Here is a 22,595-nt window from a genome sequence, read left to right as displayed (position 1 = left end):
AGGGACCGGAGATGCTCAAGGAGATCGCACTCGACGACCGGGGCGACGACCAGCACGTCCGGAGCGCCCTGCGCGACGGGTTCTTCCTGGTGCGCAACACGGTGCCGGAGAGCCTGCTGGACGAGGCGTACGCCATGCTCGGCGCGTTCTTCGAGCTGCCCGCCGAGGTCAAGGCGGACTGCCGGGTACCCCGCTCCAACGGGCAGTCCGGGTACCTCCCACCCCTGGTCGAGCAGGGCGAGAAGGGCCGCACCCCCGACTGGAAGGAGCTGTTCCACTGGGGTGCGCCGCTGCCCGCCGCCCACCCGCTGCGCGAGCGCTACCCGGCCCGCTACCCGCAGCCGTACTTCCCCGACCACCTGGTACCCGGGATCGGCGCCGCACTGGGCGAACTCCACCTGCGGATGGCCCGGTTCCAGCTCGACGTGGTCCGCCGGCTGGCCGGGGCGCTCGGCGCGGCCCCCGGCTACTTCGAGGAGGTCCTGGAGGACGGCCCCGTCGTCAACCGGGCCACCTGGTACCCGCCGATGGAGCAGGCCCCGTCCGCGGACCACGTCTGGATGGTGGAGCACCAGGACTTCGACCTGATCACCGCCCTGCCCCGGGCCACCGCCGCCGGCCTCGAAGTGCTCATCGACGGCGAGTGGACCCCGGTCGAGGCACCCGACGGACACACCGTGCTCAACGTCGGCATGGTCCTGGAACGGCTCACCGGCGGCCTGGCCCGGGCCGCCGTCCACCGGGTCGTCGCCGCACCCGGGCAGAGCGGCGGCCGGCTCTCCATCGTGCAGTTCTGCCACCCCACCCCGTGGACGGTGCTCTCCCCGCTCCGCAGCTGCACAGCGGACGGCGAGCCCGACCGGTACCCGGCCCTCACCGCGCAGGACCTGTTCCAGCGCACGATGTACCGGATCAACCGGCTCGACTCCCAGCACGCCCCGCACGCCGAGCAGGCCCCGCACGCCCCGCACGCCCCGCGCACCGCGGCGGGCCGGCCGTGACCGGCGCCGGCCGCGGGACCCCGCGGCGGATCTCCCTCCTGGGACAGATCCGCGAAGACCTCGACACGGTCGTGGCCCGCGACCCCTCCCGCCCGCGCCGCCGCGACGCCCTGCTGCACTCGCCCTGGCACGGGCTGGCCCTCCACCGGATCGCGCACCGCCTCCACGTACGCGACCACCGGTTCGCCGCCGGACTGCTCACGCTCGCGGGCCGCCTGCTCTCCGGCATGGAGATCCACGCCGGTGCCCGGATCGGCCGGCGGGCCTTCATCGACCACGGCTTCGGCGTGGTCATCGGCGAGACCGCCCGCGTCGGCGACGACGTGACGCTCTACCACGGGGTGACCCTCGGATCGCGCGGCTGGTCCCGCGCCGGCGAACCCGGCGTGCGCCGCCACCCCGTCGTCGGCGACGACGTCCTCATCGGCGTCGGCGCATCCGTACTCGGCCCGGTCACCATCGCCTCCGGCAACCGGATCCGCGCCCACTCGCTGGTGCTGAGGGACCTCCCCGCCCCCGGCAGGGCGATCCGCATCTCCCCCGTCCGTGCAGCCGCCCACCCCTCAAGGAGCACCTCATGACGCCGACCGCACTCCGTGAGCGCACCCTCGAACTCGCCAAGGACCTCGATGCGGGCGACTGGGTCCCCACCGACCTGGAACGCACCATCGCCCAGCGGCTGCTGACCGCCGCCGATCCGGTCGGCTGCATCACCGAGCACGCCGTACGGGACGCCGTGTGGGAGGGCTCCGAGCCGCTCGCCCGCGTGAACGACGGCCGCCTCTCGGTCCTGCTCGCCGAGATCACGTACAGCCTCGCGGGAAACGGGCGCGACGCCGCCGCCCTCGCCTCGGCCCAGGCCCTGCTCGCGTCGGTGAACCGCCGCGGCCAGGACCGGGACCGCGGCTAGGACCGCGTCCTGAACCGGGGCCGGGGCCGGAGCTGCACGGCCCCGGTCCCGGTCCGGGACGTCAGCGCGCCTCGCGCAGCCAGCCCGCGACCTCCGTCGCCCAGTACGTCAGGATCGTGTCCGCGCCTGCCCGCTTGATGCCCAGCAGGGTCTCCAGAACGGCCCGCTCGCGCTCGATCCAGCCCTTCTCCGCCGCCGCCTCGATCATCGCGAACTCGCCGCTGATCTGGTACGCGGCCACCGGGACGTCCACCGCCTGCGCGACCCGGTACAGGATGTCCAGGTACGGGCCGGCCGGCTTGACCATCACCATGTCCGCGCCCTCCTCCAGGTCGAGCGCCAGCTCCCGCAGCGACTCCCGCGCGTTCGCCGGGTCCTGCTGGTACGTCTTGCGGTCGCCCTGCAGCGAGGAGGCGACGGCCTCGCGGAACGGCCCGTAGAAGGCCGAGGAGTACTTCGCCGTGTAGGCGAGGATCGAGACGTCCTCGTGCCCGGTCTCGTCGAGCGCGTCGCGGACGACGCCGACCTGCCCGTCCATCATCCCGCTGGGGCCCACCACGTGGACGCCCGCGTCCGCCTGGACCTGCGCCATCTCGGCGTACCGCTCCAGCGTGGCGTCGTTGTCGACGCGCCCGTGCTCGTCCAGGACCCCGCAGTGCCCGTGGTCGGTGTACTCGTCCAGGCACAGGTCGGACATGATGACGAGGTCGTCGCCGACCTCCGACTTCACGTCGCGGATCGCGAGCTGCAGGATCCCGTCCGGCTCGGTGCCCGCCGTGCCCAGCGCGTCCTTGTTCTCGTCGGCCGGGACACCGAACAGCATGATCCCCGCGACGCCCGCCTCGACGGCCTCCACGGCGGCCTTCCGCAGCGTGTCACGGGTGTGCTGGACGACCCCGGGCATCGCCGAGATGGCCAGGGGCTCGCTGATGCCCTCCCGTACGAAGGCCGGGAGGATCAGGTCCGAGGGGTGCAGCCGGTTCTCCGCGACCATCCGCCGCATCGCCGGGGTGGTGCGCAGCCGGCGGGGCCGCGAGCCGGGGAAGGATCCGTACGCGCTCATACTCAGTCGCCTCTTCGAGCCTGGACAGCATTCCCCTCCAGCCTAGAGCCCGGCGGGCGGCCCGCCCGCAGCCCCCACGGCAAGCTCGCACCACACCACCTTGCCGGGCCTGCGCGGCCCGACGCCCCACCGCTCGGCGAGGGCCGCCACGAGCAGCAGCCCCCGCCCGCCCTCGGCCCCGGGATCCCGGTCCGCGATCCGTGGCCGCCCGCCCCCGCTGTCGGCCACCTCGACCCGGACCATGTCGTCGAAGAGCAGCAGCCGCAGCCGGTAGTACCGGCCGGGCGGCACCCCGTGCAGGAGGGCGTTGGTGGCGAGCTCGCTCACACAGAGCAACAGGTCGTCCCGGCGGCACGTGACACCCCACGCGTGCAATGTCTCCGACGCGAACTCCCTGGTGGCGCAGACGGATTGGGGGCTGCGGGGGAAGTACCGCTCACGCAGCATGGCCGGATGGATTTCCACGTTCACGGGACGATCGTCGCGTTGCGTGACTAGCGTGAGCGAGACGGGTAACCCGTACTCCTTCATGAGTACGGGTTGGTACGGGTATCTCGTGTGCACGGGCGGGGAGTTCAACAGACATGCCAGCACGAACGCGGGCCCCGAGGCCCAACGCCACTGCGATGAAGATGGTCGGCGCCCAGGTCGGCGCGGCGCGCATCGCCAAGGGAATGACGCAGCGCGCCCTCGCCGAGGAGCTGCACATAGACGTCGAGACCATCGCCTCGATCGAGCAGGGTCGACGGGCGCTCATGCCGAACGTCGCCGAGCAGATGGACCGGATCCTCGGCCTGCCGGGGGTCCTCTCCATCGCGGCGACCAAGATGCCAGAGGTCGACATGGTCCCGGCCTGGGCCGAGGAGTACATGGAGCGCGAGGCGGAGGCCCTGGCGCTGTCCTGGTTCGACACCATGATCGTGCCTGGCCTGCTCCAGACCGAGGGCTACGCCCGCGCGGTGTTCGGCTGCCGCGTCCCGTTCGTCGGCGAGGAGAAGATCGAGCTGCAGACCGCCCATCGAATGCAGCGCCAAGAACTCCTGCGTCGCCCTGTCCCGCCCACGCTCAGTTTCGTCGTCTGGGAAGCGGCCCTGCGGGACCGGATCGGCGGCCGCGAGGTCTACCGGGACCAGATCCGACACCTGCGCGCCTGCGCTGAGCGCCCAGCCATCTCCTTCCAGGTCCTCCCTCTGGGAGTCACCTCTCAAGCTGGCCTCGCGGGCCCCTTCACCTTGCTGGAGACGCCGGAGTTCCAGCACCTCGCCTACTCCGAAACCCAGCGCGGCAGCTTCCTCGTCAGGGACCCGAACGAGGTCAGCATCCTCTCCCAGAAGTATGCGATGCTGCGGTCACAGGCCCTCAACTTCGCAGAGACGAAGGACCTGTTGGACCGGTTGCTAGGAGAGCCATGAGCACCCCACTGAAATGGTTCAAGTCCAGTTACAGCAGCGATGAGGGCGGCCAGTGCCTGGAAGTGGCCTACGCCTGGCGGAAGTCCTCCCGCAGCGCCAGCGACGGCGGCGACTGCGTCGAAGTAGCCATCTGCGCCTGCGCCGACACCGTCCACGTCCGCGACTCCAAGGTCACCGACGGCCCGACCCTCGCCCTCGCCCCCGCCGCCTGGGCCGGGCTCACCCACTGGGTGACCGGCTGACAGCGCCCCGGGCGGGCCCGGTCCACGATCCCGTGGACCGCGCCGCGTTCGGCGGCCGGCCAGGTCGATCCGGTCGATCCGGCCTTCAGCTCCCCACGGGTGGTCGGAGGTGAGCACCACCGCCGGTACGGGCCGCGGCAGCGGGCTGGTCGAGGTGGTCGGCGTGCCGTGCGCACACCCGCGGGTAAGCGGCCACGGACGCCCGAGGGACTGGCGGGAACGGACCACCCCACGTTTCGTCCCGGCGCGGCGGAGCCTACGGTTTGTGGGTCACCCAGAGCAGTTCCGCCGGCCAGCGGTGCGCCCAGTCGGGTGGGTCGGTTTCGTTGTAGCCGTTGGGTGTTCCGCGGTCGGGCCTCGGCTCGATGAGGTCGTCGATGATGAGTCCCGCGCCGCGCAGGACCTTGACCCAGCCGCCGTAGGTGAGCTGATAGCTGGTCGCGCCGTCGCCTTCGTCGATGGTGTCCAGCCCGAAGTAGTCCTGCTGCAGCGTCGTGGTCACGCGGCTGGCGGCTTCGTCGTAGCACGCTTCGAACCAAGGGCTGGCGACGTTGAACACCAGGCGCCCGCCCCGGACCAAGACGCGTGCGGCCTGCGGGACGGCCAGGTGCGGGGACGCCCAGCTGAGCCCACCGAAGTCGCAGAACACCAGGTCGAAGCTGTTCGCGGCGAAGGGGAGCCGTTCGGCGGCGCCTTGCACCAGCGGGTAGCGGGACGCTCCCATCGCGTGGGCCGCCGCGCCGAGTTGGGCTTCGGACAGGTCGAGCCCGACCACGGTGGCGCCCTCGGCCGCGAGCGCCCCGGCCCACTGGCCGGCGCCGCAGCCGAGTTCGAGGACGCGCTTGCCGGCGACGTCGCCCAGGGCGTTCAGGTGCGCGTCGGGGATGGAGTACATGCCCCACAGTCGGGGTGCCGCGCCGATTTGCGGGTCGTGCTCCTGCTGGTAGGGGCTGCTGATCCGGTTCCAGAGCCGCCGGTTGGCGGGGATGCTGTCCACGTGCCGACTCCAGCACCGCCTGCCGGTAGCGGTCAACACGATTACGGCACCGGCCGGCCCTCGGCCCCGGTCCGGCCCCGGATCGGCCCGTGATCCGCCGGACACGGCTGCCGTTGCGCAGGGCCCACCGCCACGGGGCGTCGGCGCGGTGGTCGTGCTCGTGGCGCGGGCCCAGCGGGCCCACCCGCGCGTACGCCTCCCGCGTGCGCGGGTCCTCGCGCGGGGCGAGGCCGTACGCGCCCTGCGGGCGGAGCTCCCGGTTTGCTGCGCGAGCAGCGCCTCCGCGGCCTCCGCGTCAGGGACGGACAACCGGATCACTCCCCGGCCCGGACACGGGAAAGGGGCCCGGGTGCGCTGTGCACCCGGGCCCCTTTCCCGTGTCCCGTAACGGTCCGACCCCGTCCGAGGCGCTCACGTCGTACGACGCCTCCGCGCCCCCGGCCGGCGCTCGCTCGGCCGGGACACCGACTCGCCGGCCTCCTTGGCCGCCTCGCGGCGTGCCGCGCCGTACTCGGCCAGGGCCTCCGCCAGCCTGCCCACGCTCGGCTCCGGCGACAGGACGTCGACCCGCAGGCCGTGCTCCTCCGCCGTCTTGGCCGTGGCCGGCCCGATGCAGGCGATGACGGTGACGTTGTGCGGCTTGCCGGCGATGCCCACCAGGTTGCGCACGGTGCTCGACGACGTGAAGAGAACGGCGTCGAAGCCGCCGCCCTTGATCGCCTCGCGCGTGTCCGCCGGCGGCGGCGACGCGCGCACGGTCCGGTAGGCCGTGACGTCGTCGACCTCCCAGCCCAGCTCTATCAGCCCGGCCACCAGGGTCTCGGTGGCGATGTCGGCGCGCGGCAGGAAGACGCGGTCGATCGGGTCGAAGACCGGGTCGTACGGCGGCCAGTCCTCCAGCAGCCCGGCCGCGGACTGCTCTCCGCTCGGCACCAGGTCCGGCTTGACGCCGAACTCGACCAGCGCGGCGGCGGTCTGCTCGCCCACGGCGGCGACCTTGATGCCCGCGAAGGCCCGGGCGTCGAGCCCGTACTCCTCGAACTTCTCCCGGACGGCCTTCACCGCGTTCACGCTGGTGAAGGCGATCCACTCGTAGCGTCCGGTGACGAGCCCCTTCACGGCCCGCTCCATCTGCTGCGGGGTGCGCGGCGGCTCCACGGCGATGGTCGGCACCTCGTGCGGCACCGCACCGTACGAACGCAGCTGGTCGGAGAGCGAAGCGGCCTGCTCCTTCGTGCGCGGTACGAGGACCCGCCAGCCGAACAGCGGCTTCGACTCGAACCAGGCCAGGTCCTCGCGCCGCGCGGCGGCGCCCTGCTCACCGACCACGGCTATGACCGGCCGGGCGCCCTCGGGCGACGGGAGCACCTTGCCCTGCTTGAACACCTGGGCGATGGTCCCCAGGGTGGCGTTCCAGGTCCGCTGGCGCGTCGTCGTACCGGCGACGGTCACCGTGAGCGGGGTGTCGGGCTTGCGCCCGGCGGACACCAGCTCGGCGGCGGCGCTCGCGACGGTCTCCAGCGTCGCCGAGACGACGAGGGTGCCGTCGCTGGCGCCGACCTCGCTCCAGCAACGCGCGGAGGCGCTGCGCGCGTCCACGAACCGCACGTCGGCACCCTGGCCGCCGCGCAGCGGCACACCCGCGTACGCGGGCACGCCGACCGCGGTCGCGACACCGGGCACCACCTCGAAGGGGATGCCGCCGGTCGCGCAGGCGAGCATCTCCTCGGCCGCGTTGCCGTCGAGCCCGGGGTCGCCGGTGACGGCACGGACGACCCGCCTGCCGGAGCGCGCGGCCTCCATGACAAGATTGGCGGCATCTCGGATCACCGGGACACCGGCGGCTGCTGACACTTCGTCAGCAATCGTCAGCTGCGGCGTGTCCACTCCCGCGCGCGCATGCGTGCGTACGACCTCTAGCACCTCGGGCTCCGCGATCAGTACGTCCGCGGCCGCGAGCGCCTCGACGGCGCGGAGCGTCAGCAGACCCGGGTCGCCGGGGCCGGCACCGAGGAAGGTGACGTGCCCGTGAGCGGCGACGACCGGAAAAGCGGAGGTGGTCGGACGTGAGGGGTTCAAAGCGATCGCTCCCCCATCAGACCGGCCGCGCCCTTGGCCAGCATCTCGTCCGCGAGTTCGCGGCCGAGCGCCATGGCCTCGTCGTACGACTGGGGCACGGGACCGGTGGTGGACAGCTGCACGAGCGTCGAGCCGTCGAGGGTCCCGACGACGCCGCGCAGGCGCATTTCATTGACAACCTGGCCGTCGGCCAGAAGATCGGCGAGCGCGCCCACGGGTGCGCTGCAGCCGGCCTCCAGGGCGGCGAGCAGGGAACGCTCGGCGGTCACGGCGGCCCGGGTGTGCGGGTCGTCGAGCTCGGCGAGCGAAGCGATGAGCTCCGCGTCGGACGCGAGGCACTCCACGGCCAGGGCGCCCTGGCCCGGAGCCGGCAGCACGCTGTCCACGGACAGCAGGTCGGTCGCCTCGTCACCGCGGCCGATCCGGTTCAGACCGGCGGCGGCCAGGACGACGGCGTCCAGCTCCCCGTCGCGCACGAAACCGATCCGCGTGTCCACGTTCCCGCGGATGGCGACCGTCTCGATGCGCTTGCCGAGGGCGCGCGCGTAGTGGTTCAGCTGCGCCGTGCGGCGCGGCGAACCGGTGCCGATGCGGGCGCCGTCCGGCAGCTGCTCGAAGGTCAGCCCGTCCCGGGCGACGAGCGCGTCGCGGGGGTCCTCGCGCAGCGGCATGGCCGCGATCACGAGCTCCTCGGGCTGCGCGGTCGGCAGGTCCTTCAGCGAGTGGACGGCGAAGTCGACCTCGCCGCGCAGCAGCGCGTCGCGCAGCGCCGTGACGAACACGCCGGTGCCGCCGATCTGCGCGAGGCTCTCACGGGACACGTCACCGTACGTCGTGATCTCCACGAGCTCGACGGGCCGGCCGGTGATCGCCCGTACCGCGTCGGCGACATGGCCGGACTGGGACATGGCCAGCTTGCTGCGCCGCGTACCCAGCCGCAGGGGCTGGTCGAGACGTGGATTCATGATGCCCGTCCTGAGTCGTCGTTCTTGTCTGCCGCATCCGCCCGGCTGACGGAGGCCACCGTCTGCGGGTCGAGATCGAAGAGTTCCCGCAGCGCCTCCGCGTACCCGGCGCCACCGGGCTCGCTGGCGAGCTGCTTGACGCGCACGGTCGGCGCGTGGAGGAGCTTGTCGACGACGCGGCGCACGGTCTGGGTGACCTCGGCCCGCTGCCGTTCGTCCAAGTCCGGGAGCCGCCCGTCGAGGCGCGCCACTTCCATGGCCACGACCTCGGCGGCCATCGCCCGCAGGGCGACGACGGTCGGCGTGATGTGCGCGGCCCGCTGGGCGGCCCCGAAGGCGGCCACCTCTTCGGCGACTATCCCGCGTACGGCGTCCACGTCGGCCGCCATCGGCGCGTCGGCCGAGGCCTCCGCGAGCGACTCGATGTCGACGAGCCGCACGCCCGGGATCCGGTGCACCGCGGCGTCGATGTCGCGCGGCATGGCCAGGTCCAGCAGGGCCAGCCGTACGGGCGCCACGTCGACCTGGCTGCGGGCGCCCCTGCGGGGCTGCCGCTGCGCGGCGGCCTCGCCCTGGTCGGCCCATGTGCCGTGCAGTTCCAGAGAGTTGGCGTCGACCCCGGTGAGGGCTGCGCGCCCGTCCCCGGCCGGCACCTCGACGGGGCACCCGTCCCGCTCGCCGGTCCCGGGCACGATGGTCCGCGCCACCCCGCCGTCGGCCAGCCGCACCCCCGCCGCGGCGGCGGCCACCAGCCGCGCCACGACCTCGGCGTCGACCAGCCCGGCGCCGGCCGCGTCGAGCCCCGCCGGCGCCTGAGGCGCGGGCTCCGGGGCCCAGCCCCCGGACACGGCGGCAGCCACGTCGTCCCCGGTCAGCACCAGGCCGGTGGCCCCCGTACAGGAAACGACCACGTCGACTCGTGTCAGTTCGTCGACCACGGACGCCATCGGAACGGACCTGGCCGCCACCCCGGTGCCCGAGGCAACCAGAATCTCGACCAAACGCTCCGCCCGCTCGGCGGTCCGGTTCGCCACCACGACCTCGGCGACGCCGACCCGCGCCAACGTCGCCGCCGCCAGCGACGACATCGACCCGGCCCCGATCACCAGCGCCCGCTTGTCCTTGGCCCACACGTCCACCGGAAGGTGCACGGCGAGCTGCTCCAGCCCGAACGTGACCAGCGACTGCCCGGCCCGGTCGATCCCGGTCTCGGAGTGCGCCCGCTTGCCGACGCGCAGCGCCTGCTGGAAGAGGTCGTTGATCAGGCGTCCGGCCGTGTGGAGCTCCTGCCCCAGCGCCAGCGCGTCCTTGATCTGCCCGAGGATCTGGCCCTCGCCGACCACCATCGAGTCCAGCCCGCACGCCACCGAGAACAGGTGGTGGACGGCGCGGTCCTCGTAGTGGACGTAGAGGTACGGGGTGAGCTCCTCCAGCGCCACGCCGCTGTGCTGCGCGAGCAGCGTCGACAGCTCGGCGACACCGGCGTGGAACTTGTCCACGTCCGCGTACAGCTCGATCCGGTTGCACGTGGCGAGCACCGCCGCCTCCGTCGCCGGCTCCGCGGCCAGCGTGTCGTGCAACAGCTTGACCTTGGCATCGGCGGACAGTGAGGCACGCTCCAGCACGCTCACCGGCGCACTGCGGTGGCTCAGTCCTACGACGAGCAGACTCATGCCGGCATCACCGCCGGGACGTCGCCCTCGGGGCCGCTCTTGCGCGCGACGGCGGCGGCCCGCCCGGCCGGCGGCTCGACGGCCGCGGCGGGGGCCGCGCCGGAACCGAGGGCCGCGGCGTCCGCGAGGTCCCCGTCAGCGGCGGCGGAGGCGGCGGGCGCGGAAGCACCGGCGCCGGCCGCGGCCGCCTCCTCCCCCGCCTTGCGCTGCTCGTGGAAGGCCAGGATCTGCAGCTCGATCGACAGGTCGACCTTGCGTACGTCCACGCCGTCCGGCACCGACAGCACGGTCGGCGCGAAGTTCAGGATGGAGGTGACGCCGGCGGCGATCAGCCGCTCGCTCACCTGCTGGGCCGCGCCCGCCGGGGTCGCGATGACGCCGATCGAGACACCGTTCTCCTCGATGATCTTTTCGAGGTCGTCGGTGTGCTGCACCGGCATGCCCGCGACCGGCTTCCCGGCCATCGCGGGGTCGGCGTCGATGAGCGCCGCGACGCGGAACCCGCGCGCGGAGAAGCCGCCGTAGTTGGCGAGGGCCGCGCCGAGGTTGCCGATTCCGACGATCACGACCGGCCAGTCCTGGGTCAGGCCCAGTTCGCGGGAGATCTGGTAGACGAGGTACTCGACGTCGTAGCCGACGCCGCGCGTCCCGTACGAACCCAGGTACGAGAAGTCCTTGCGGAGCTTGGCGGAGTTGACTCCGGCCGCCGCCGCGAGCTCCTCGGAGGACACCGTGGGCACCGATCGCTCGGAGAGCGCGGTGAGTGCGCGCAGGTACAGCGGAAGCCGGGCGACAGTGGCCTCGGGAATACCTCGGCTGCGGGTCGCCGGTCGGTGAGTTCGGCCAGTTGCCACGATGCTCCTGCGGGATGAGCGGGGCTGCAGGCGGTCACTTGTCCCAAGACCGCCCCGTCGAATGCAGGCTATGTCTTTGTGAACGCGTGCACAAAGATTGTGTCCGCTTTGTCCGAGCAAAGTGACCGGGGTCACGCGGCCCGGGCATGCGGGGCGGGAACCCGCAACACGCCGAACCCGTTCAAATCCCGAGGGGGGCAAAACGGTACACGCTCCTCATCGATACGCCCCCGAGACCCCACAAATCGCCCATGATGGTAACCGGCCGGGGGCTCAGGCCTCCAATGCCCGGCGCAGCCGGTCCGGGTTCACCCTCCAGAAGGTGTGCTGTTCGCCGTCCACGAGCACCACCGGGATCTGCTCCCAGTGCAGCCGATACAGCTCCTCGTCCTGCGAGATGTCCTTCTTCTCCCACTGCGCCCCGACCTCCGCGCAGACCTTCTCGATCACCTCCTGGGCGTCATCGCACAGATGGCACCCCGGCTTCCCGATGAGCGTGACCAACCGCTCGCCGGGACGCTTCTTTTCCTTACGACGCAGCAAAGGGCTCATGCCCCCATTCTCCCGCGCCCCCGCGTAACACCCCGGCACCGAAGAGTTCACGCCCCCGGCATCCCGCGGGTTCGGGAACTCCCGAACACAATGGCTATGCTCGCGTCATGGCCGCTCTGGGATGGCTCACCCCCCGTAGGCGCTCCGCCACCGCGCGGAGCGTGCTGGCAGGCGAGGCCTCGGCCGAGGCCGCCCGCAAGACCGCACAGGCCCTCGACGCGGACGCCGGACCACCGGCCGCATCCGCTGAGGCCGCCGGGCGGGCTGCCGCCGAGGCGGCGGAGGCGGCCCGGCGGGAAGCCGAGGCAGAGGAAGCGGAACCGGCCGAGCCGGAGTTCCCCGTCGCCGGCGACGACCTCGCCGCCGCCTTCTTCGACCTCGACAACACCGTCATGCAGGGCGCCGCGATCTTCCACTTCGGCCGCGGCCTCTACAAGCGGGAGTTCTTCCACCGCCGCGAGCTGGCCCGCTTCGCCTGGCAGCAGGCCTGGTTCCGGCTCGCCGGGGTCGAGGACCCCGACCACATGCAGGACGCCCGCGACAGCGCCCTCTCCATCGTCAAGGGCCACAAGGTCTCCGAACTCATGGCGATCGGCGAGGAGATCTACGACGAGTACATGGCCGAGCGGATCTGGCCGGGCACCCGCGCCCTGGCCCAGGCCCACCTCGACGCCGGCCAGAAGGTCTGGCTCGTCACGGCGGCGCCCGTGGAGACCGCCACGATCATCGCCCGCCGCCTCGGCCTGACCGGGGCGCTCGGCACGGTCGCCGAATCCGTGGACGGCATCTACACCGGCCGGCTCGTCGGCGAACCGCTGCACGGACCCGCGAAGGCCGAGGCGGTCCGCGCCCTGGCCGCCGCCGAGGGGCTCGACCTCGAACGCTGCGCCGCGTACTCCGATTCGCACAACGACATTCCGATGCTGTCGCTGGTCGGACATCCGTACGCGATCAATCCCGATACAAAACTGCGCAAGCATGCCCGGGCCCACGACTGGCGCCTGCGCGACTATCGGACCGGCCGCAAGGCGGTGAAGGTCGGCGTCCCGGCAGCCGCCGGGGTCGGCGCGATCGCGGGCGGCGCGGCCGCCGCCATCGCCCTGCACCGCCGCCGCAAGTAGTCCGCGGCGCAGCACCGCAGGCCCGCCACCCTGCCGCCGCCTGCACCGAAGCCGTCCGGCCGCCCGCCGGGCGGCTTTTCGCGCACTTCCGGCCCGGTGCGCAGCAGGCATTCCCCCACCCCTACCCCCGCGCCCGGCGCGGCACTCCCGCACGCCCGACTCGGTCGCGAGCCAGTGTGGAAGCGTCCATTCCGCGTACCCAACTGATCAATAACCGATCACCAATTGCGACCGAATATGCCTTCGACACGCAACAGAAGTGTCGGAATCGGTGATTTGAGCAACTGGGTGTAGCGCTGCCTGTACGAAGCGTTATTCTCCTCAAACGCATGCCACCGGCCATCTGTCGCCACGACGGGTGAACGGTCCCGCACTGCACGTGATGGAAGCTCTGCCTCTGGGAGTCCCGTGTACCCACCTGTCGGGGTTGACGCCTCGGGCCTGGCTACGCTGCGCGCAACGGTCCTCGACCACCTGCGCGGCTTCGTCCCCACCGCGTACGCCGTCCCCGCCTTCGCCGCCGCGGTCCCTGCCGGCCTCGGCCCGGCCGGTCCTTGCTATGCCCTGACCGACGGCGGAGCGACGGTGGGCAGACGCGGTCGCGCGGGAGGAGGCGCCGGCACCGCCGCAACCGGAACGAGCGCGCCCGCCGCCCGCCGCCCCACCGCGGACAGCGACCAGGCCCGCATGATGGACCTGGTCGAACGCGCCCAGGCCGGCGAGGCCGAGGCCTTCGGCCGGCTGTACGACCAGTACAGCGACACGGTGTACCGCTACATCTACTACCGCGTCGGCGGCAAGGCGACCGCGGAGGACCTCACCAGTGAGACCTTCCTGCGCGCGCTGCGCCGCATCTCCACCTTCACCTGGCAGGGCCGCGATTTCGGCGCCTGGCTCGTGACGATCGCCCGAAACCTGGTCGCGGACCACTTCAAGTCCAGTCGCTTCCGCCTGGAAGTGACCACGGGCGAGATGCTGGACGCGAACGAGGTGGAACGGTCCCCGGAGGACTCGGTCCTGGAGTCCCTCTCCAACGCCGCCCTGCTGGAAGCCGTACGCAAGCTCAATCCCCAGCAGCAGGAGTGCGTGACCCTGCGGTTCCTCCAAGGCCTGTCGGTCGCCGAGACCGCCCGGGTGATGGGGAAGAACGAGGGCGCCATCAAGACCCTCCAGTACCGGGCGGTCCGCACCCTGGCCCGCCTGCTGCCGGACGACGCCCGCTGACCTCCGCGCCGCGCACCGCCCCACCCGCGCACCACCCCGACCCCCCACACCTCCCACGACCCCCACGCCTTCCGACCCTCCTGACAATCCACACAACCGGTGACCCCTCGATGACGCTGTGGTCCGATCATCCTTCGTCCGTAACCCAAGTGCCGCGCCGCTCGTTGTGCGGAATGCAGGCTCCCTGTGGACAAGCCCTGCCCGAAGCCGCTCACTCGAAAGTGTGGATGTGCTCAAGGAAGGCAACCTTCCGGACACCTTGGGGAGTCGATCGTCATGACGAGAGGAGGTGCCGCCAGTGATCGCGAACGTGACTCCGCACCGGCGGGCGAACGCCTTCGCCCAGGCTCTGGAGGATCGGACCCCATCCGACCTTTCGGAACCGGACCCGGCGGCCGAGCAGTCCGAGGCACCTGCCGAACCTGCCGACCACGACCGGTTGTTGGCCCTGGCGAGCGCGCTCGGCGAACGTATGCCGCGCCCGGTGCTGGACCCCGAGGTCAAAGTGGTGCAACGAGCCCAGCTCGTGGCCGCCATGGAGGCCATGGTGATGGAAGAGAGGGCCGGGGGCGGTGCCGCCTCGGACCCTCAGGTGCCCGAGCAGCGGGCCGGCCGCGGCGCCCACCGGGCGACCTCGCTCCGGAAATTGCGGCCCCGCTCCCGCTGGTCCAAGGGCATCGCAGCGGGCGGCCTCACCGTGGGTGTGGCCGCGGGGGCCTTCAGCGGCGTGGCCGCTGCGAGCACGGACGCCCTGCCCGGTGACTCCCTCTACCCCGTCAAACGGGGCATGGAGGACCTGAAGCTCGGGATGGCCGACGAGGACGCGGACCGGGGCGAGCTCTACCTCGACCAGGCCTCCAACCGCCTGTCGGAAGCCCGCAGGCTGATGGAGCGCGGCCGGTCGGGCGCACTGGACCACGAGTCGCTCGGCGCGATCCGCCGGGCCCTGGCCGGCATGAAGCACGACGCGGCCGAGGGCCACCGGCTGCTCCAGGCCGCCTACGAACGGGACGGCTCGCTCGGCCCGATCCAGACCCTGTCGTCCTTCTCCCGCTCCCACCGCGACGCGTGGGGCCGGCTCCGGGAGAAGCTCCCCGTGCAGCTCACCGACGTGGGCGGGGAAGTCGAGTCGGTCTTCCAGGCCATAGACGATGACGTGGCGCCGCTGCAGAGCCTGCTCCCGAAGGCCCCGGAGCAGACCCGCGGCACGGGCGTCCCGGCCAAGCCGAGCGCTCCGGCCGGGCAGCACCGGAGCACACCGGCGGCGGGCGCGCCCTCGGCCAGCCCCACCCCGCCCGCGCCCACCGGCGGCAAGCCCACACCCGCCCCCGGCGGCCTCCTCGGCGGTACGGGGGACCTCCTCCACCCGCCCTCGGGCCAGAACACCCCTGCGCCCTCGTCCTCTCCGGAGCACGTCGCGCCGGAGATCACCCTGCCGCCCCTGCTCCCGGGCCTCCTCCCGGGCCTGGGCATCCAGGCGGAGGACGCCGAGTAGCACCGTACGGCCGCAGGCCCTCGACCCCGAGCGGGTCGAGGGCCTGCGGCCGTACGCCGTGAAACGGACTCAGAAGACCGGCGGACTCAGAAGAACACGGACCGCCGCTGCACCAGCAGCTTGTAGAGGGTGTGCTGGATCTGCTCGCGGACCTCGTCCGTCAGGTTGAACATCAGCATCGGGTCCTCCGCCGCCTCCGGCGGGTACCCGTCCGTCGCGATCGGCTCGCCGAACTGGATCGTCCACTTCGTCGGCAGCGGCACCGCCCCCAACGGACCCAGCCACGGGAACGTCGGCGTGATCGGGAAGTACGGAATCCCCAGCAGCCGGGCCACCGTCTTGGCGTTGCCGACCATCGGGTAGATCTCCTCAGCCCCCACGATCGAGCACGGCACGATCGGCGTGCCCGCCCGCAGCGCCGTCGACACGAACCCGCCCCGACCGAACCGCTGCAGCTTGTACCGGTCTCCGAACGGCTTCCCTATCCCCTTGAAGCCCTCGGGCATCACCCCGACCAGCTCCCCGGCCTCCAGCAGCCGCTGCGCGTCCTCCGAGCACGCCAGCGTGTGCCCGGCCTTGCGCGCCAGCTCGTTCACCACCGGCAGCATGAACACCAGGTCCGCCGCCAGCAGCCGCAGGTGCCGCTGCGCCGGGTGGTGGTCGTGGACCGCCACCTGCAGCATCAGCCCGTCCAGCGGCAGCGTCCCGGAATGGTTCGCCACGATCAGCGCGCCGCCCTCGGCCGGGATGTTCTCGATGCCCTTGACCTCGACGCGGAAGTACTTGTCGAACAACGGCCGCATCATGGACATCAGGACCTGGTCCGTCAGCTCCTTGTCATAGCCGAACTCGTCGACCTCGTAGTCCCCGGTGACCCGGCGCCGCAGGAACGCCAGTCCGCCGGCGATCCGCCGGTCCCAGGCGGCCCCGCCCGACTCCGCGGCAGCGGACTCCGCCACGACCGGCTCCACCGCCTCCACGGCCTCCACCGCCGGCCCCTGGGCGGGCACCGCCCGCACCTTCCGGGTCCCGGCGCCCCGCCGGCGCGGCCGGTCCTCGTCGAACGGAATGACCTTGGCGTCCGCCACTATCTCTGCGCTCCCTCTTCGGCTCCGGCAACCTCGACGTTCAGGGTGTCCGCGTGCACGCCGTTCACCTTCAGCGCGGCGGCGACCCGGTCCACGACCTGCCCCGCCTGCTCCGGCGGCAGCAGTCCCTTCCCCCGGCTGCGCGCGAAATCGGCGAACGTCTCGGCGGTCGTGTACATGGGCTTGAATCCCAGCACCTCCCGCATCTGGGACGTCTCCACGACCCGCCCGTGCGTCAGCAGTCTGATCTGCTCCGGCGAGAAATCGGTGACCCCCACCGCCCGCAACGCCGACCCCACCCACGTCACCGCGGGCAGCAGCAGCGGCACCGTCGGCCGCCCCAGCCGACGCGCGCACTGCGACAGCAGCAGCACCCCGTCCCCCGCGATGTTGAAGGTCCCGCTGTTCAGCGTCCCGCGCTGGGGCTCCCCCGCCGCCAGCCGCAACACGTCCAGGACGTCGTCCTCGTGGACGAACTGGAGCCGCGGGTCGTACCCCAGCACGGTCGGCATCACCGACATCGAGAAGTACTCGGCGAGCGCGGAGTCCGCGTACGGCCCCAGGATGTTCGCGAAGCGCAGCACGCACACCGCCACGTCCGGCCGCCTGCGCGCGAAGCCCCGTACGTACGACTCCACCTCGACGGCGTCCTTGGCGAAGCCGCCCGCCGGCAGCGACTTGGGCTGCGTGGTCTCCGTGAAAACGGCCGGATCCCGCGAGGCGCCCCCGTACACGCTGGTACTGGACTTCACCACGAGCCGCCGTACCGTCGGCGACTTCTGGCAGGCACCGAGCAGCTGCATCGTGCCGATGACGTTGGTCTCCTTGACGGCACTGCCCGTGCCGCCCGCGCCCGAGCCGCCCCCGGTCACGGCGAGATGGACCACCGTGTCCACGGCGTGCTCGGCGAGCACGCGGGCGATGGACGACTGCCTGATGTCCGTACGGATGAACTCCGCCGACCCGAGCCGGTGCGGCGGCGCCACCGCGTCGACCGCGATGACCCGATCGACCTCGGGATCACGCTGGATGCGCCGCACGAAGCGGCCCCCCAGCTGCCGGGCAGCCCCGGTAACGAGCACGACCTTCCCCACGAGCTCCGCGCCTTCCTCGTCGTCCCCGGCTACACCGCAGCCCCTCCACCAAAGGATGGTGGAGGGGCTGCGGAGAACACGTACAGCTGCCGTTTACTTCTTGTTACGGCGCTGGACGCGGGTGCGCTTGAGCAGCTTGCGGTGCTTCTTCTTAGCCATCCGCTTGCGCCGCTTCTTGATAACAGAGCCCACGACTACCCTCGCTCACTTCTCGGAACATCTCCGCGCTAGCGGAGATCGGTGCGGGGCGTCTGGGCCCACACGACCTACGTCGGCCTAGCCTACCCGCCCGAGCTCCGAGCCCGTAATCCGAGGGACACCGCGGGTCAGTCTCAGGCCGACTCCACCCCCACATAGGACTCTCGGAGGTACTCGTGAACCGCGTTTTCGGGGACCCGGAAGGACCGGCCCACCCGGATTGCGGGCAGATGACCGTTGTGCACCAGGCGGTACACGGTCATCTTCGACACTCGCATCACCGAGGCAACCTCTGCCACGGTCAGGAACACGACCTCGCTGAGAGGCCTCTCGCCAGCAGCCATGACACACCTTGACCTTCCGCGCATGACGGGCACCGGCTTCCCCTCCGGTTACTCCTCGTCGTCGCACGCTCACTCCCCAGAGTAGGGGCGTGTGATACGAGTGGGGAAGAGGAGCTACGGCCACTCCTGCGCGCCCGGCAGGCTCGCCCGATCGAGTACGTACCGAATCAGTGGTCGGTAGTAGTCCGAGCGCACCGCGTCATCAAGCGGAACGGCCACCGCCACGCGCCCCTCCGCCTCTCCGACGAACAGCGCGGGGTCGTCCGTATCAGCCAGCCCGATCGCCTCCACACCGAGCTGACCTGCGCCGCAGACCCACCCGTGATCCCCCACCACCAATTCCGGCAAGGGCCCGCCGGCGTCCGCGAGGGCCCCCAGCGCGATCCGAATCGGCAGGGGCGAATGGGTGTGCACGCCGGTGGCACTCCCCGGCGGCCGCGCGCCGGGTTCCCGCACCAACGCGACTCCCCGTACGTAATCGATGCTGTGCCTCCGTACGCCGAACCGGGTCGTCATGTCGACACGGGCCCCCTGCGCCGGAGTGAGCACAACACATCCCACCGCCGACAGGGCGCGCGCCAAACTGGCGTAGAACCCCAGGAGACGGTGAGGATGACCCGTCCCGAACAGCACGGGCGACCGGGCCCCGGCCGCCTCCCGCAGCCGCTCCGCGAACGCCTGCAACCCCGCCAGCGTCAGCTCCGGATCGATCACGTCCGGCCCTCTGACGTGCGACGGATCCGCCGAGACCCCGCACTTGTCGGCCATCAGCCTCAGCAGGTCACCCTCGCCCCAGCCCCGCTCCGGATCCAGCCCCAGCAGCACCCGCGGATCCCGCGCCGCGAACAACCGGTAGCTGCGCAGGCTCTCCTCCCGTGACGTGGCGACGGGCCCGGCCAACCGGGCGGCCAGCAGATGCGCACGCAGCGCGCCGGTGCTCAACACCCTCCGATGCTGCCGCACCCCACCGGACCGATCGCCAATTCCGGCGAACAGCCCCACCGTTGGCGTAACACCCGGCGTAACGATGCATCACCGCTCCCGGGCGGGCCCCGGCCCTACGCGAGCGACCGCACGGGTGAGCAGTCGGCTACGTGAGCGGCCGGCTACGTGAGCAGGCCGCGCAGCGGGAACACCGCCCGTCGGGTGGCCAGAACGGCCTGATCGATCCGGTCGGCCGGATCGTAGCCCGCCTCCCAGTCACGCCACGCCACCGTCCGCCCGTCCGTCATCCGGGCCGGCGCCGGCTGCCGCGTCCGCGCGTACACCTCGTCCCGCCACGCGTCCGGCACCGCCGCCCCCGGATCGACCGGGCGGTGCGCCGCGATCCCCACCAGATGCGTCCACGACCGCGGTACGACGTCCACGACCGCGTACCCGCCGCCGCCCAGCGCCACCCACCTGCCCCCCGCGTACTCGTGCGCGAGGCGGTGACAGGCCTCCTGCACCGCCCGCTGCGCGTCCAGCGACACCGCCAGATGCGCGAGCGGGTCTTCGAAATGCGTGTCCGCCCCGTGCTGGGTGACCAGCACCTGGGGCCGGAACTCCTCCAACAGCTCGGGCACCGTCGCGTGGAAGGCCCGCAGCCACCCCTCGTCCCCGGTCCCGGCCGGCAGCGCCACGTTCACCGCCGAACCCTCCGCGGCCGGCCCGCCCGTCTCCTCCGGCCAGCCGGTCTGCGGGAACAGCGTGCTCGGATGCTCGTGCAGCGAGATCGTCAGCACCCGCGGATCGTCCCAGAACACCGTCTGGACCCCGTCCCCGTGGTGCACGTCCACATCCACGTACGCGACCCGCTCGGCCCCCAGCTCCAACAGCCGCGCGATCGCCAGCGCCGCGTCGTTGTAGACGCAGAACCCGGCCGCCCCGCCCGGCATCGCATGGTGCAGCCCGCCCGCGAAGTTCACCGCGTGCTCGGCCTCCCCGTGCCAGACGGCCTCCGCCGCCGCCACCGACTGCCCCGCGATCAGCGCCGAGGCCTCGTGCATCCCGTGGAAGGCCGGATCGTCCATCGTCCCCAGCCCGTACGACCCGTCGGCCACTCCCGGATCCGCCGACACCTCGCGCACCGCGGCCACGTAGTCCTCCCGGTGGACCAGCCGCAGCGTGGAGTCCCCGGCCGCGCGGGCCGCCCGTACCTCCATCTCCCGGTCCAGCCCGAAGGCGCGCACCAGGCCCATGGTCAGCGCCAGGCGCACCGGGTCCATCGGATGGCTCGGTCCGAAGTCATACCCCGTTACCGCCTCGTCCCACATCAACAGCCCGGTCACCGGCTCGCCACTCATGCCCGACACCGTAGCGGGCGCCCTCCGCGCCGAACGAGCGGGCGTGGAAGAGCGTCACGAGGACCAGCGCCATCGGCACGAGCATCGCGCCCCGGTAGCTCCAGGCGTCCCCGATCCCGCCGACGAGCGGCGACCCGATCAGGAAACCGACGTAGTTGAAGATGTTCAGCCGGGCGATGGCGGTATCGGAGGCGGAGGGGAAGAGGCGCCCGGCCGCGGCGAAGGTCTGCGGCACGATCACGCACAGCCCGATTCCCAGCAGCGTGAACCCGAGCATTCCCGTCCACGCCCCCGGCGCGGCCGCCACCACCGCGAACCCGCCGGCCGCGACCACCGTCCCGATCCGTACGACGGCCGCCGCCCCGAAGCGCCGCACGCCCAGGTCCCCGACGGCCCGCCCGATCAGCGTGGTCACCATGTACACGTTGTACGGGACCGTGGCCAGCTGCTCCGAGCTCCCCAGCACGTCCTGGAGGTACTTGGCGCTCCAGTTCGAGACGGTCGAGTCCCCGATGTACGCGCACGCCATCACCAGGCACAGCGGCAGCAGCAGCCGGAACCCGCCGACCCCGAGCCCCTTCTCCGCGACGTGGTCCTTGCCGTCCTTGGCGTCCTTGCCGTCCTGCTGGTCGACGTAGAACCGGCTCCCGTAGAACGCGAGCGGCAGCAGCACGACCACGGCCGGCAGGTACGAGGTGAACAGCGCCAGGTGCCAGTGCGCCCCGGCCCAGGCCGCGGACGCCCCGGCGATCCCGCCCAGGCTGTACGCGGCGTGGAAGCCGAGCATGATGCTGCGTCCGTACGCGCGCTGCAGGTTGACGCCGAGCATGTTCATCGACGCGTCGAGTGCGCCGACGGACAGCCCGAACGCCCCCAGCGCCAGCGCCGCGTGCCACATCTGCGTGCCGGCCCCGACGCCCAGCAGGGCGAGCAGGACCAGCGGCTGCGCCCACCGGAGTACGGTGGCCGGCCCGACCCGCTTCACCAGGTGCTCGGTGGCGACGCTGGAGACCCCGGCGAGGATCGGCACGGCGGCCAGGAAGGCGGGCAGCAGCCCGTCGGATATCCCGTACCGGTCCTGGATGGCGGGGATCCGCGTCACGAGGAGGGCGAAGGTCACGCCCTGCACGAAGAAGCTGAACCCCAGGGAGCCCCGCCCCCGGCGCAGCCGTGCGTCTTCTGTCATGGCGGCACAGCGTAGGCCCGCGGGCTACCCGTGGGTAGAGAGATCACACGGGGAGTTCCAGGAGCCCCGTCAGCTCCTTCATCTCCCCGAAGACACCGGTGGCCCCGGCCAGTCGCTCGGCGGGCGTCATCGCGGTGAACCCGTACACGTCCATCCCGGCGGCGACGGCCGCCCGCACCCCGAGCGGGCTGTCCTCGACCACCACGCACCGTGCGGGGTCGACGCCCATGGAACGGGCCGCGTGCAGGAAGAGATCGGGGGCGGGCTTGCCCTTCCCCACGTCCTGCGAGCTGAAGATCCACTCCTCTTCGAACCATCCGTCGAGGCCGGCCGCCCGGTGTCCGACCCGGATCCGCTCGTGGCTCCCGGAGGAGGCCAGGCAGTACGGCACCCCGTGTGCGGTCAGCGCACCGAGTACGTCCACGGCGCCGGTGACCGGCGTCAGCTCCCGCTCGAACGCGGCGAAGGTCCGCGCGTGCAGGGTCGCGTCGAACTCTGCGGGCAGCCTCTCCCCGGTCCGCTCGAACACGAGGTCGTGCACCCGGTGCACGGCGGCACCCATGTAGTCGCGGATCGAGTCCTCGTACGAGGTGGGGTACCCCAACTCGGTGAGGTACCCGGCGAGGATCGTGTTGGCGACCGGCTCACTGTCCACCAGCACGCCGTCGTTGTCGAAGATGACGAGGTCGTAGCCCATGCCCCGACCCTACGCAAAAGATGACCGTAAACGCAGAAAAGCCCCGTACCGGATACCCGGTACGGGGCTTTCTACAATGATTGTTCGGCGGCGTCCTACTCTCCCACAGGGTCCC

24 protein-coding genes are annotated in these 22,595 nt (G+C 72.0%); 8 read left to right on the top strand and 16 right to left on the bottom strand.

The window, feature by feature from the left end:
* The first annotated feature begins 11 nt into the window (after nt 1-11).
* The 3 genes from ACIBAD_RS33035 to ACIBAD_RS33025 are packed head-to-tail and all read left to right on the top strand — an operon-like array spanning nt 12 to nt 1,911.
* The gene (locus ACIBAD_RS33035; RefSeq protein WP_398910434.1) at nt 12-1,001 is read left to right on the top strand and encodes an isopenicillin N synthase family dioxygenase; all 990 of its coding nucleotides are present in this window, start codon (nt 12-14) and stop codon (nt 999-1,001) included.
* Nucleotides 998-1,582: a serine O-acetyltransferase gene (locus tag ACIBAD_RS33030; protein WP_134072350.1), complete on the top strand. Its 585-nt coding sequence runs from the start codon at nt 998-1,000 to the stop codon at nt 1,580-1,582. Before ACIBAD_RS33035 ends, ACIBAD_RS33030 begins: the two co-directional genes overlap by 4 nt.
* The gene (locus tag ACIBAD_RS33025) at nt 1,579-1,911 is read left to right on the top strand and encodes a hypothetical protein (protein WP_134072352.1); all 333 of its coding nucleotides are present in this window, start codon (nt 1,579-1,581) and stop codon (nt 1,909-1,911) included. The genes ACIBAD_RS33030 and ACIBAD_RS33025 overlap by 4 nt, the downstream gene beginning before the upstream one ends.
* A gap of 61 nt (nt 1,912-1,972) precedes the next feature.
* Here the strand turns inward: ACIBAD_RS33025 and hemB are convergent, their stop codons facing one another.
* Both hemB and ACIBAD_RS33015 read right to left on the bottom strand, forming a co-directional pair.
* A complete protein-coding gene (hemB, locus tag ACIBAD_RS33020) occupies nt 1,973-2,974 on the bottom strand; it encodes a porphobilinogen synthase (protein ID WP_134072354.1) in 1,002 nt (333 codons plus the stop codon).
* Between the two features lie 42 nt (nt 2,975-3,016).
* Complete coding sequence (locus ACIBAD_RS33015) at nt 3,017-3,445, bottom strand: ATP-binding protein (RefSeq protein WP_398910431.1); 429 nt, start codon at nt 3,443-3,445, stop codon at nt 3,017-3,019.
* A 113-nt stretch (nt 3,446-3,558) separates the two neighbouring features.
* Here ACIBAD_RS33015 and ACIBAD_RS33010 point away from each other — a divergent pair, with 113 nt between their 5' ends.
* Together ACIBAD_RS33010 and ACIBAD_RS33005 are read left to right on the top strand one after the other, a co-directional pair.
* A complete protein-coding gene (locus ACIBAD_RS33010; RefSeq protein WP_134072356.1) occupies nt 3,559-4,386 on the top strand; it encodes a Scr1 family TA system antitoxin-like transcriptional regulator in 828 nt (275 codons plus the stop codon).
* On the top strand, nt 4,383-4,628 hold the full coding sequence (locus tag ACIBAD_RS33005; RefSeq protein ID WP_398910429.1) for a DUF397 domain-containing protein: 246 nt from the start codon (nt 4,383-4,385) through the stop codon (nt 4,626-4,628). Before ACIBAD_RS33010 ends, ACIBAD_RS33005 begins: the two co-directional genes overlap by 4 nt.
* A 256-nt stretch (nt 4,629-4,884) precedes the next feature.
* Here ACIBAD_RS33005 and ACIBAD_RS33000 read toward each other — a convergent pair whose 3' ends face one another.
* The 6 genes from ACIBAD_RS33000 to ACIBAD_RS32975 all read right to left on the bottom strand — a co-directional run bounded on the left by ACIBAD_RS33000 (nt 4,885) and on the right by ACIBAD_RS32975 (nt 11,748).
* Nucleotides 4,885-5,625: a class I SAM-dependent methyltransferase gene (locus ACIBAD_RS33000; RefSeq protein ID WP_398910427.1), complete on the bottom strand. Its 741-nt coding sequence runs from the start codon at nt 5,623-5,625 to the stop codon at nt 4,885-4,887.
* 411 nt (nt 5,626-6,036) lie between these two features.
* Nucleotides 6,037-7,704: a bifunctional uroporphyrinogen-III C-methyltransferase/uroporphyrinogen-III synthase gene (locus ACIBAD_RS32995; protein ID WP_134072362.1), complete on the bottom strand. Its 1,668-nt coding sequence runs from the start codon at nt 7,702-7,704 to the stop codon at nt 6,037-6,039.
* Nucleotides 7,701-8,669 carry a hydroxymethylbilane synthase gene (hemC, locus tag ACIBAD_RS32990; protein WP_134072364.1) on the bottom strand — a complete coding sequence of 323 codons (969 nt, stop codon included), beginning with the start codon at nt 8,667-8,669 and terminating at the stop codon, nt 7,701-7,703. Before hemC ends, ACIBAD_RS32995 begins: the two co-directional genes overlap by 4 nt.
* Nucleotides 8,666-10,342: a glutamyl-tRNA reductase gene (locus ACIBAD_RS32985; protein ID WP_134072366.1), complete on the bottom strand. Its 1,677-nt coding sequence runs from the start codon at nt 10,340-10,342 to the stop codon at nt 8,666-8,668. The genes hemC and ACIBAD_RS32985 overlap by 4 nt, the downstream gene beginning before the upstream one ends.
* Nucleotides 10,339-11,196 (bottom strand): redox-sensing transcriptional repressor Rex, encoded by an 858-nt coding sequence (locus ACIBAD_RS32980; protein WP_134072368.1) that lies wholly within the window; start codon nt 11,194-11,196, stop codon nt 10,339-10,341. Before ACIBAD_RS32980 ends, ACIBAD_RS32985 begins: the two co-directional genes overlap by 4 nt.
* Before the next feature lie 273 nt (nt 11,197-11,469).
* Nucleotides 11,470-11,748 carry a glutaredoxin family protein gene (locus tag ACIBAD_RS32975; RefSeq protein ID WP_134072370.1) on the bottom strand — a complete coding sequence of 93 codons (279 nt, stop codon included), beginning with the start codon at nt 11,746-11,748 and terminating at the stop codon, nt 11,470-11,472.
* 107 nt (nt 11,749-11,855) lie between these two features.
* On the opposite strand from ACIBAD_RS32975, the gene ACIBAD_RS32970 reads away from it, so the two are divergent.
* The 3 genes from ACIBAD_RS32970 (at nt 11,856) to ACIBAD_RS32960 (ending at nt 15,588) form a co-directional block, all read left to right on the top strand.
* Nucleotides 11,856-12,869 carry an HAD-IB family hydrolase gene (locus ACIBAD_RS32970; RefSeq protein ID WP_134072372.1) on the top strand — a complete coding sequence of 338 codons (1,014 nt, stop codon included), beginning with the start codon at nt 11,856-11,858 and terminating at the stop codon, nt 12,867-12,869.
* 408 nt (nt 12,870-13,277) lie between these two features.
* Entirely contained in the window at nt 13,278-14,093 is an 816-nt protein-coding gene (locus ACIBAD_RS32965) for an ECF subfamily RNA polymerase sigma factor, BldN family (protein ID WP_053691854.1), read from the top strand.
* A 298-nt stretch (nt 14,094-14,391) separates the two neighbouring features.
* Nucleotides 14,392-15,588, top strand: a complete 1,197-nt coding sequence (locus ACIBAD_RS32960) for a DUF5667 domain-containing protein (protein WP_134072374.1) — start codon at nt 14,392-14,394, stop codon at nt 15,586-15,588.
* Between the two features lie 86 nt (nt 15,589-15,674).
* Here the strand turns inward: ACIBAD_RS32960 and ACIBAD_RS32955 are convergent, their stop codons facing one another.
* The 8 genes from ACIBAD_RS32955 to ACIBAD_RS32920 all read right to left on the bottom strand — a co-directional run bounded on the left by ACIBAD_RS32955 (nt 15,675) and on the right by ACIBAD_RS32920 (nt 22,480).
* The gene (locus ACIBAD_RS32955) at nt 15,675-16,676 is read right to left on the bottom strand and encodes a lysophospholipid acyltransferase family protein (RefSeq protein WP_134072376.1); all 1,002 of its coding nucleotides are present in this window, start codon (nt 16,674-16,676) and stop codon (nt 15,675-15,677) included.
* A complete protein-coding gene (locus ACIBAD_RS32950) occupies nt 16,676-17,770 on the bottom strand; it encodes an NAD-dependent epimerase/dehydratase family protein (protein ID WP_134072378.1) in 1,095 nt (364 codons plus the stop codon). Before ACIBAD_RS32950 ends, ACIBAD_RS32955 begins: the two co-directional genes overlap by 1 nt.
* Before the next feature lie 93 nt (nt 17,771-17,863).
* Entirely contained in the window at nt 17,864-17,962 is a 99-nt protein-coding gene (locus tag ACIBAD_RS32945) for a 30S ribosomal protein bS22 (protein WP_003948845.1), read from the bottom strand.
* Nucleotides 17,963-18,102: 140 nt separating this feature from the next.
* Entirely contained in the window at nt 18,103-18,312 is a 210-nt protein-coding gene (locus ACIBAD_RS32940; RefSeq protein WP_158708561.1) for a helix-turn-helix domain-containing protein, read from the bottom strand.
* A gap of 114 nt (nt 18,313-18,426) precedes the next feature.
* Nucleotides 18,427-19,257, bottom strand: a complete 831-nt coding sequence (locus ACIBAD_RS32935) for a phosphatase (RefSeq protein WP_398910421.1) — start codon at nt 19,255-19,257, stop codon at nt 18,427-18,429.
* A gap of 161 nt (nt 19,258-19,418) precedes the next feature.
* Entirely contained in the window at nt 19,419-20,567 is a 1,149-nt protein-coding gene (locus ACIBAD_RS32930) for an acetoin utilization protein AcuC (protein ID WP_134074459.1), read from the bottom strand.
* On the bottom strand, nt 20,539-21,783 hold the full coding sequence (locus tag ACIBAD_RS32925; RefSeq protein WP_398910419.1) for an MFS transporter: 1,245 nt from the start codon (nt 21,781-21,783) through the stop codon (nt 20,539-20,541). Before ACIBAD_RS32925 ends, ACIBAD_RS32930 begins: the two co-directional genes overlap by 29 nt.
* 43 nt (nt 21,784-21,826) lie before the next feature.
* Entirely contained in the window at nt 21,827-22,480 is a 654-nt protein-coding gene (locus ACIBAD_RS32920) for an HAD family hydrolase (RefSeq protein ID WP_398910417.1), read from the bottom strand.
* Nucleotides 22,481-22,595: the final 115 nt, after the last annotated feature.

The sequence above is a fragment of the Streptomyces sp. NPDC051109 genome (genome assembly GCF_044455885.1).
Classification (GTDB): domain Bacteria; phylum Actinomycetota; class Actinomycetes; order Streptomycetales; family Streptomycetaceae; genus Streptomyces.
This window is presented reverse-complemented; position numbering and strand designations above follow the sequence as displayed.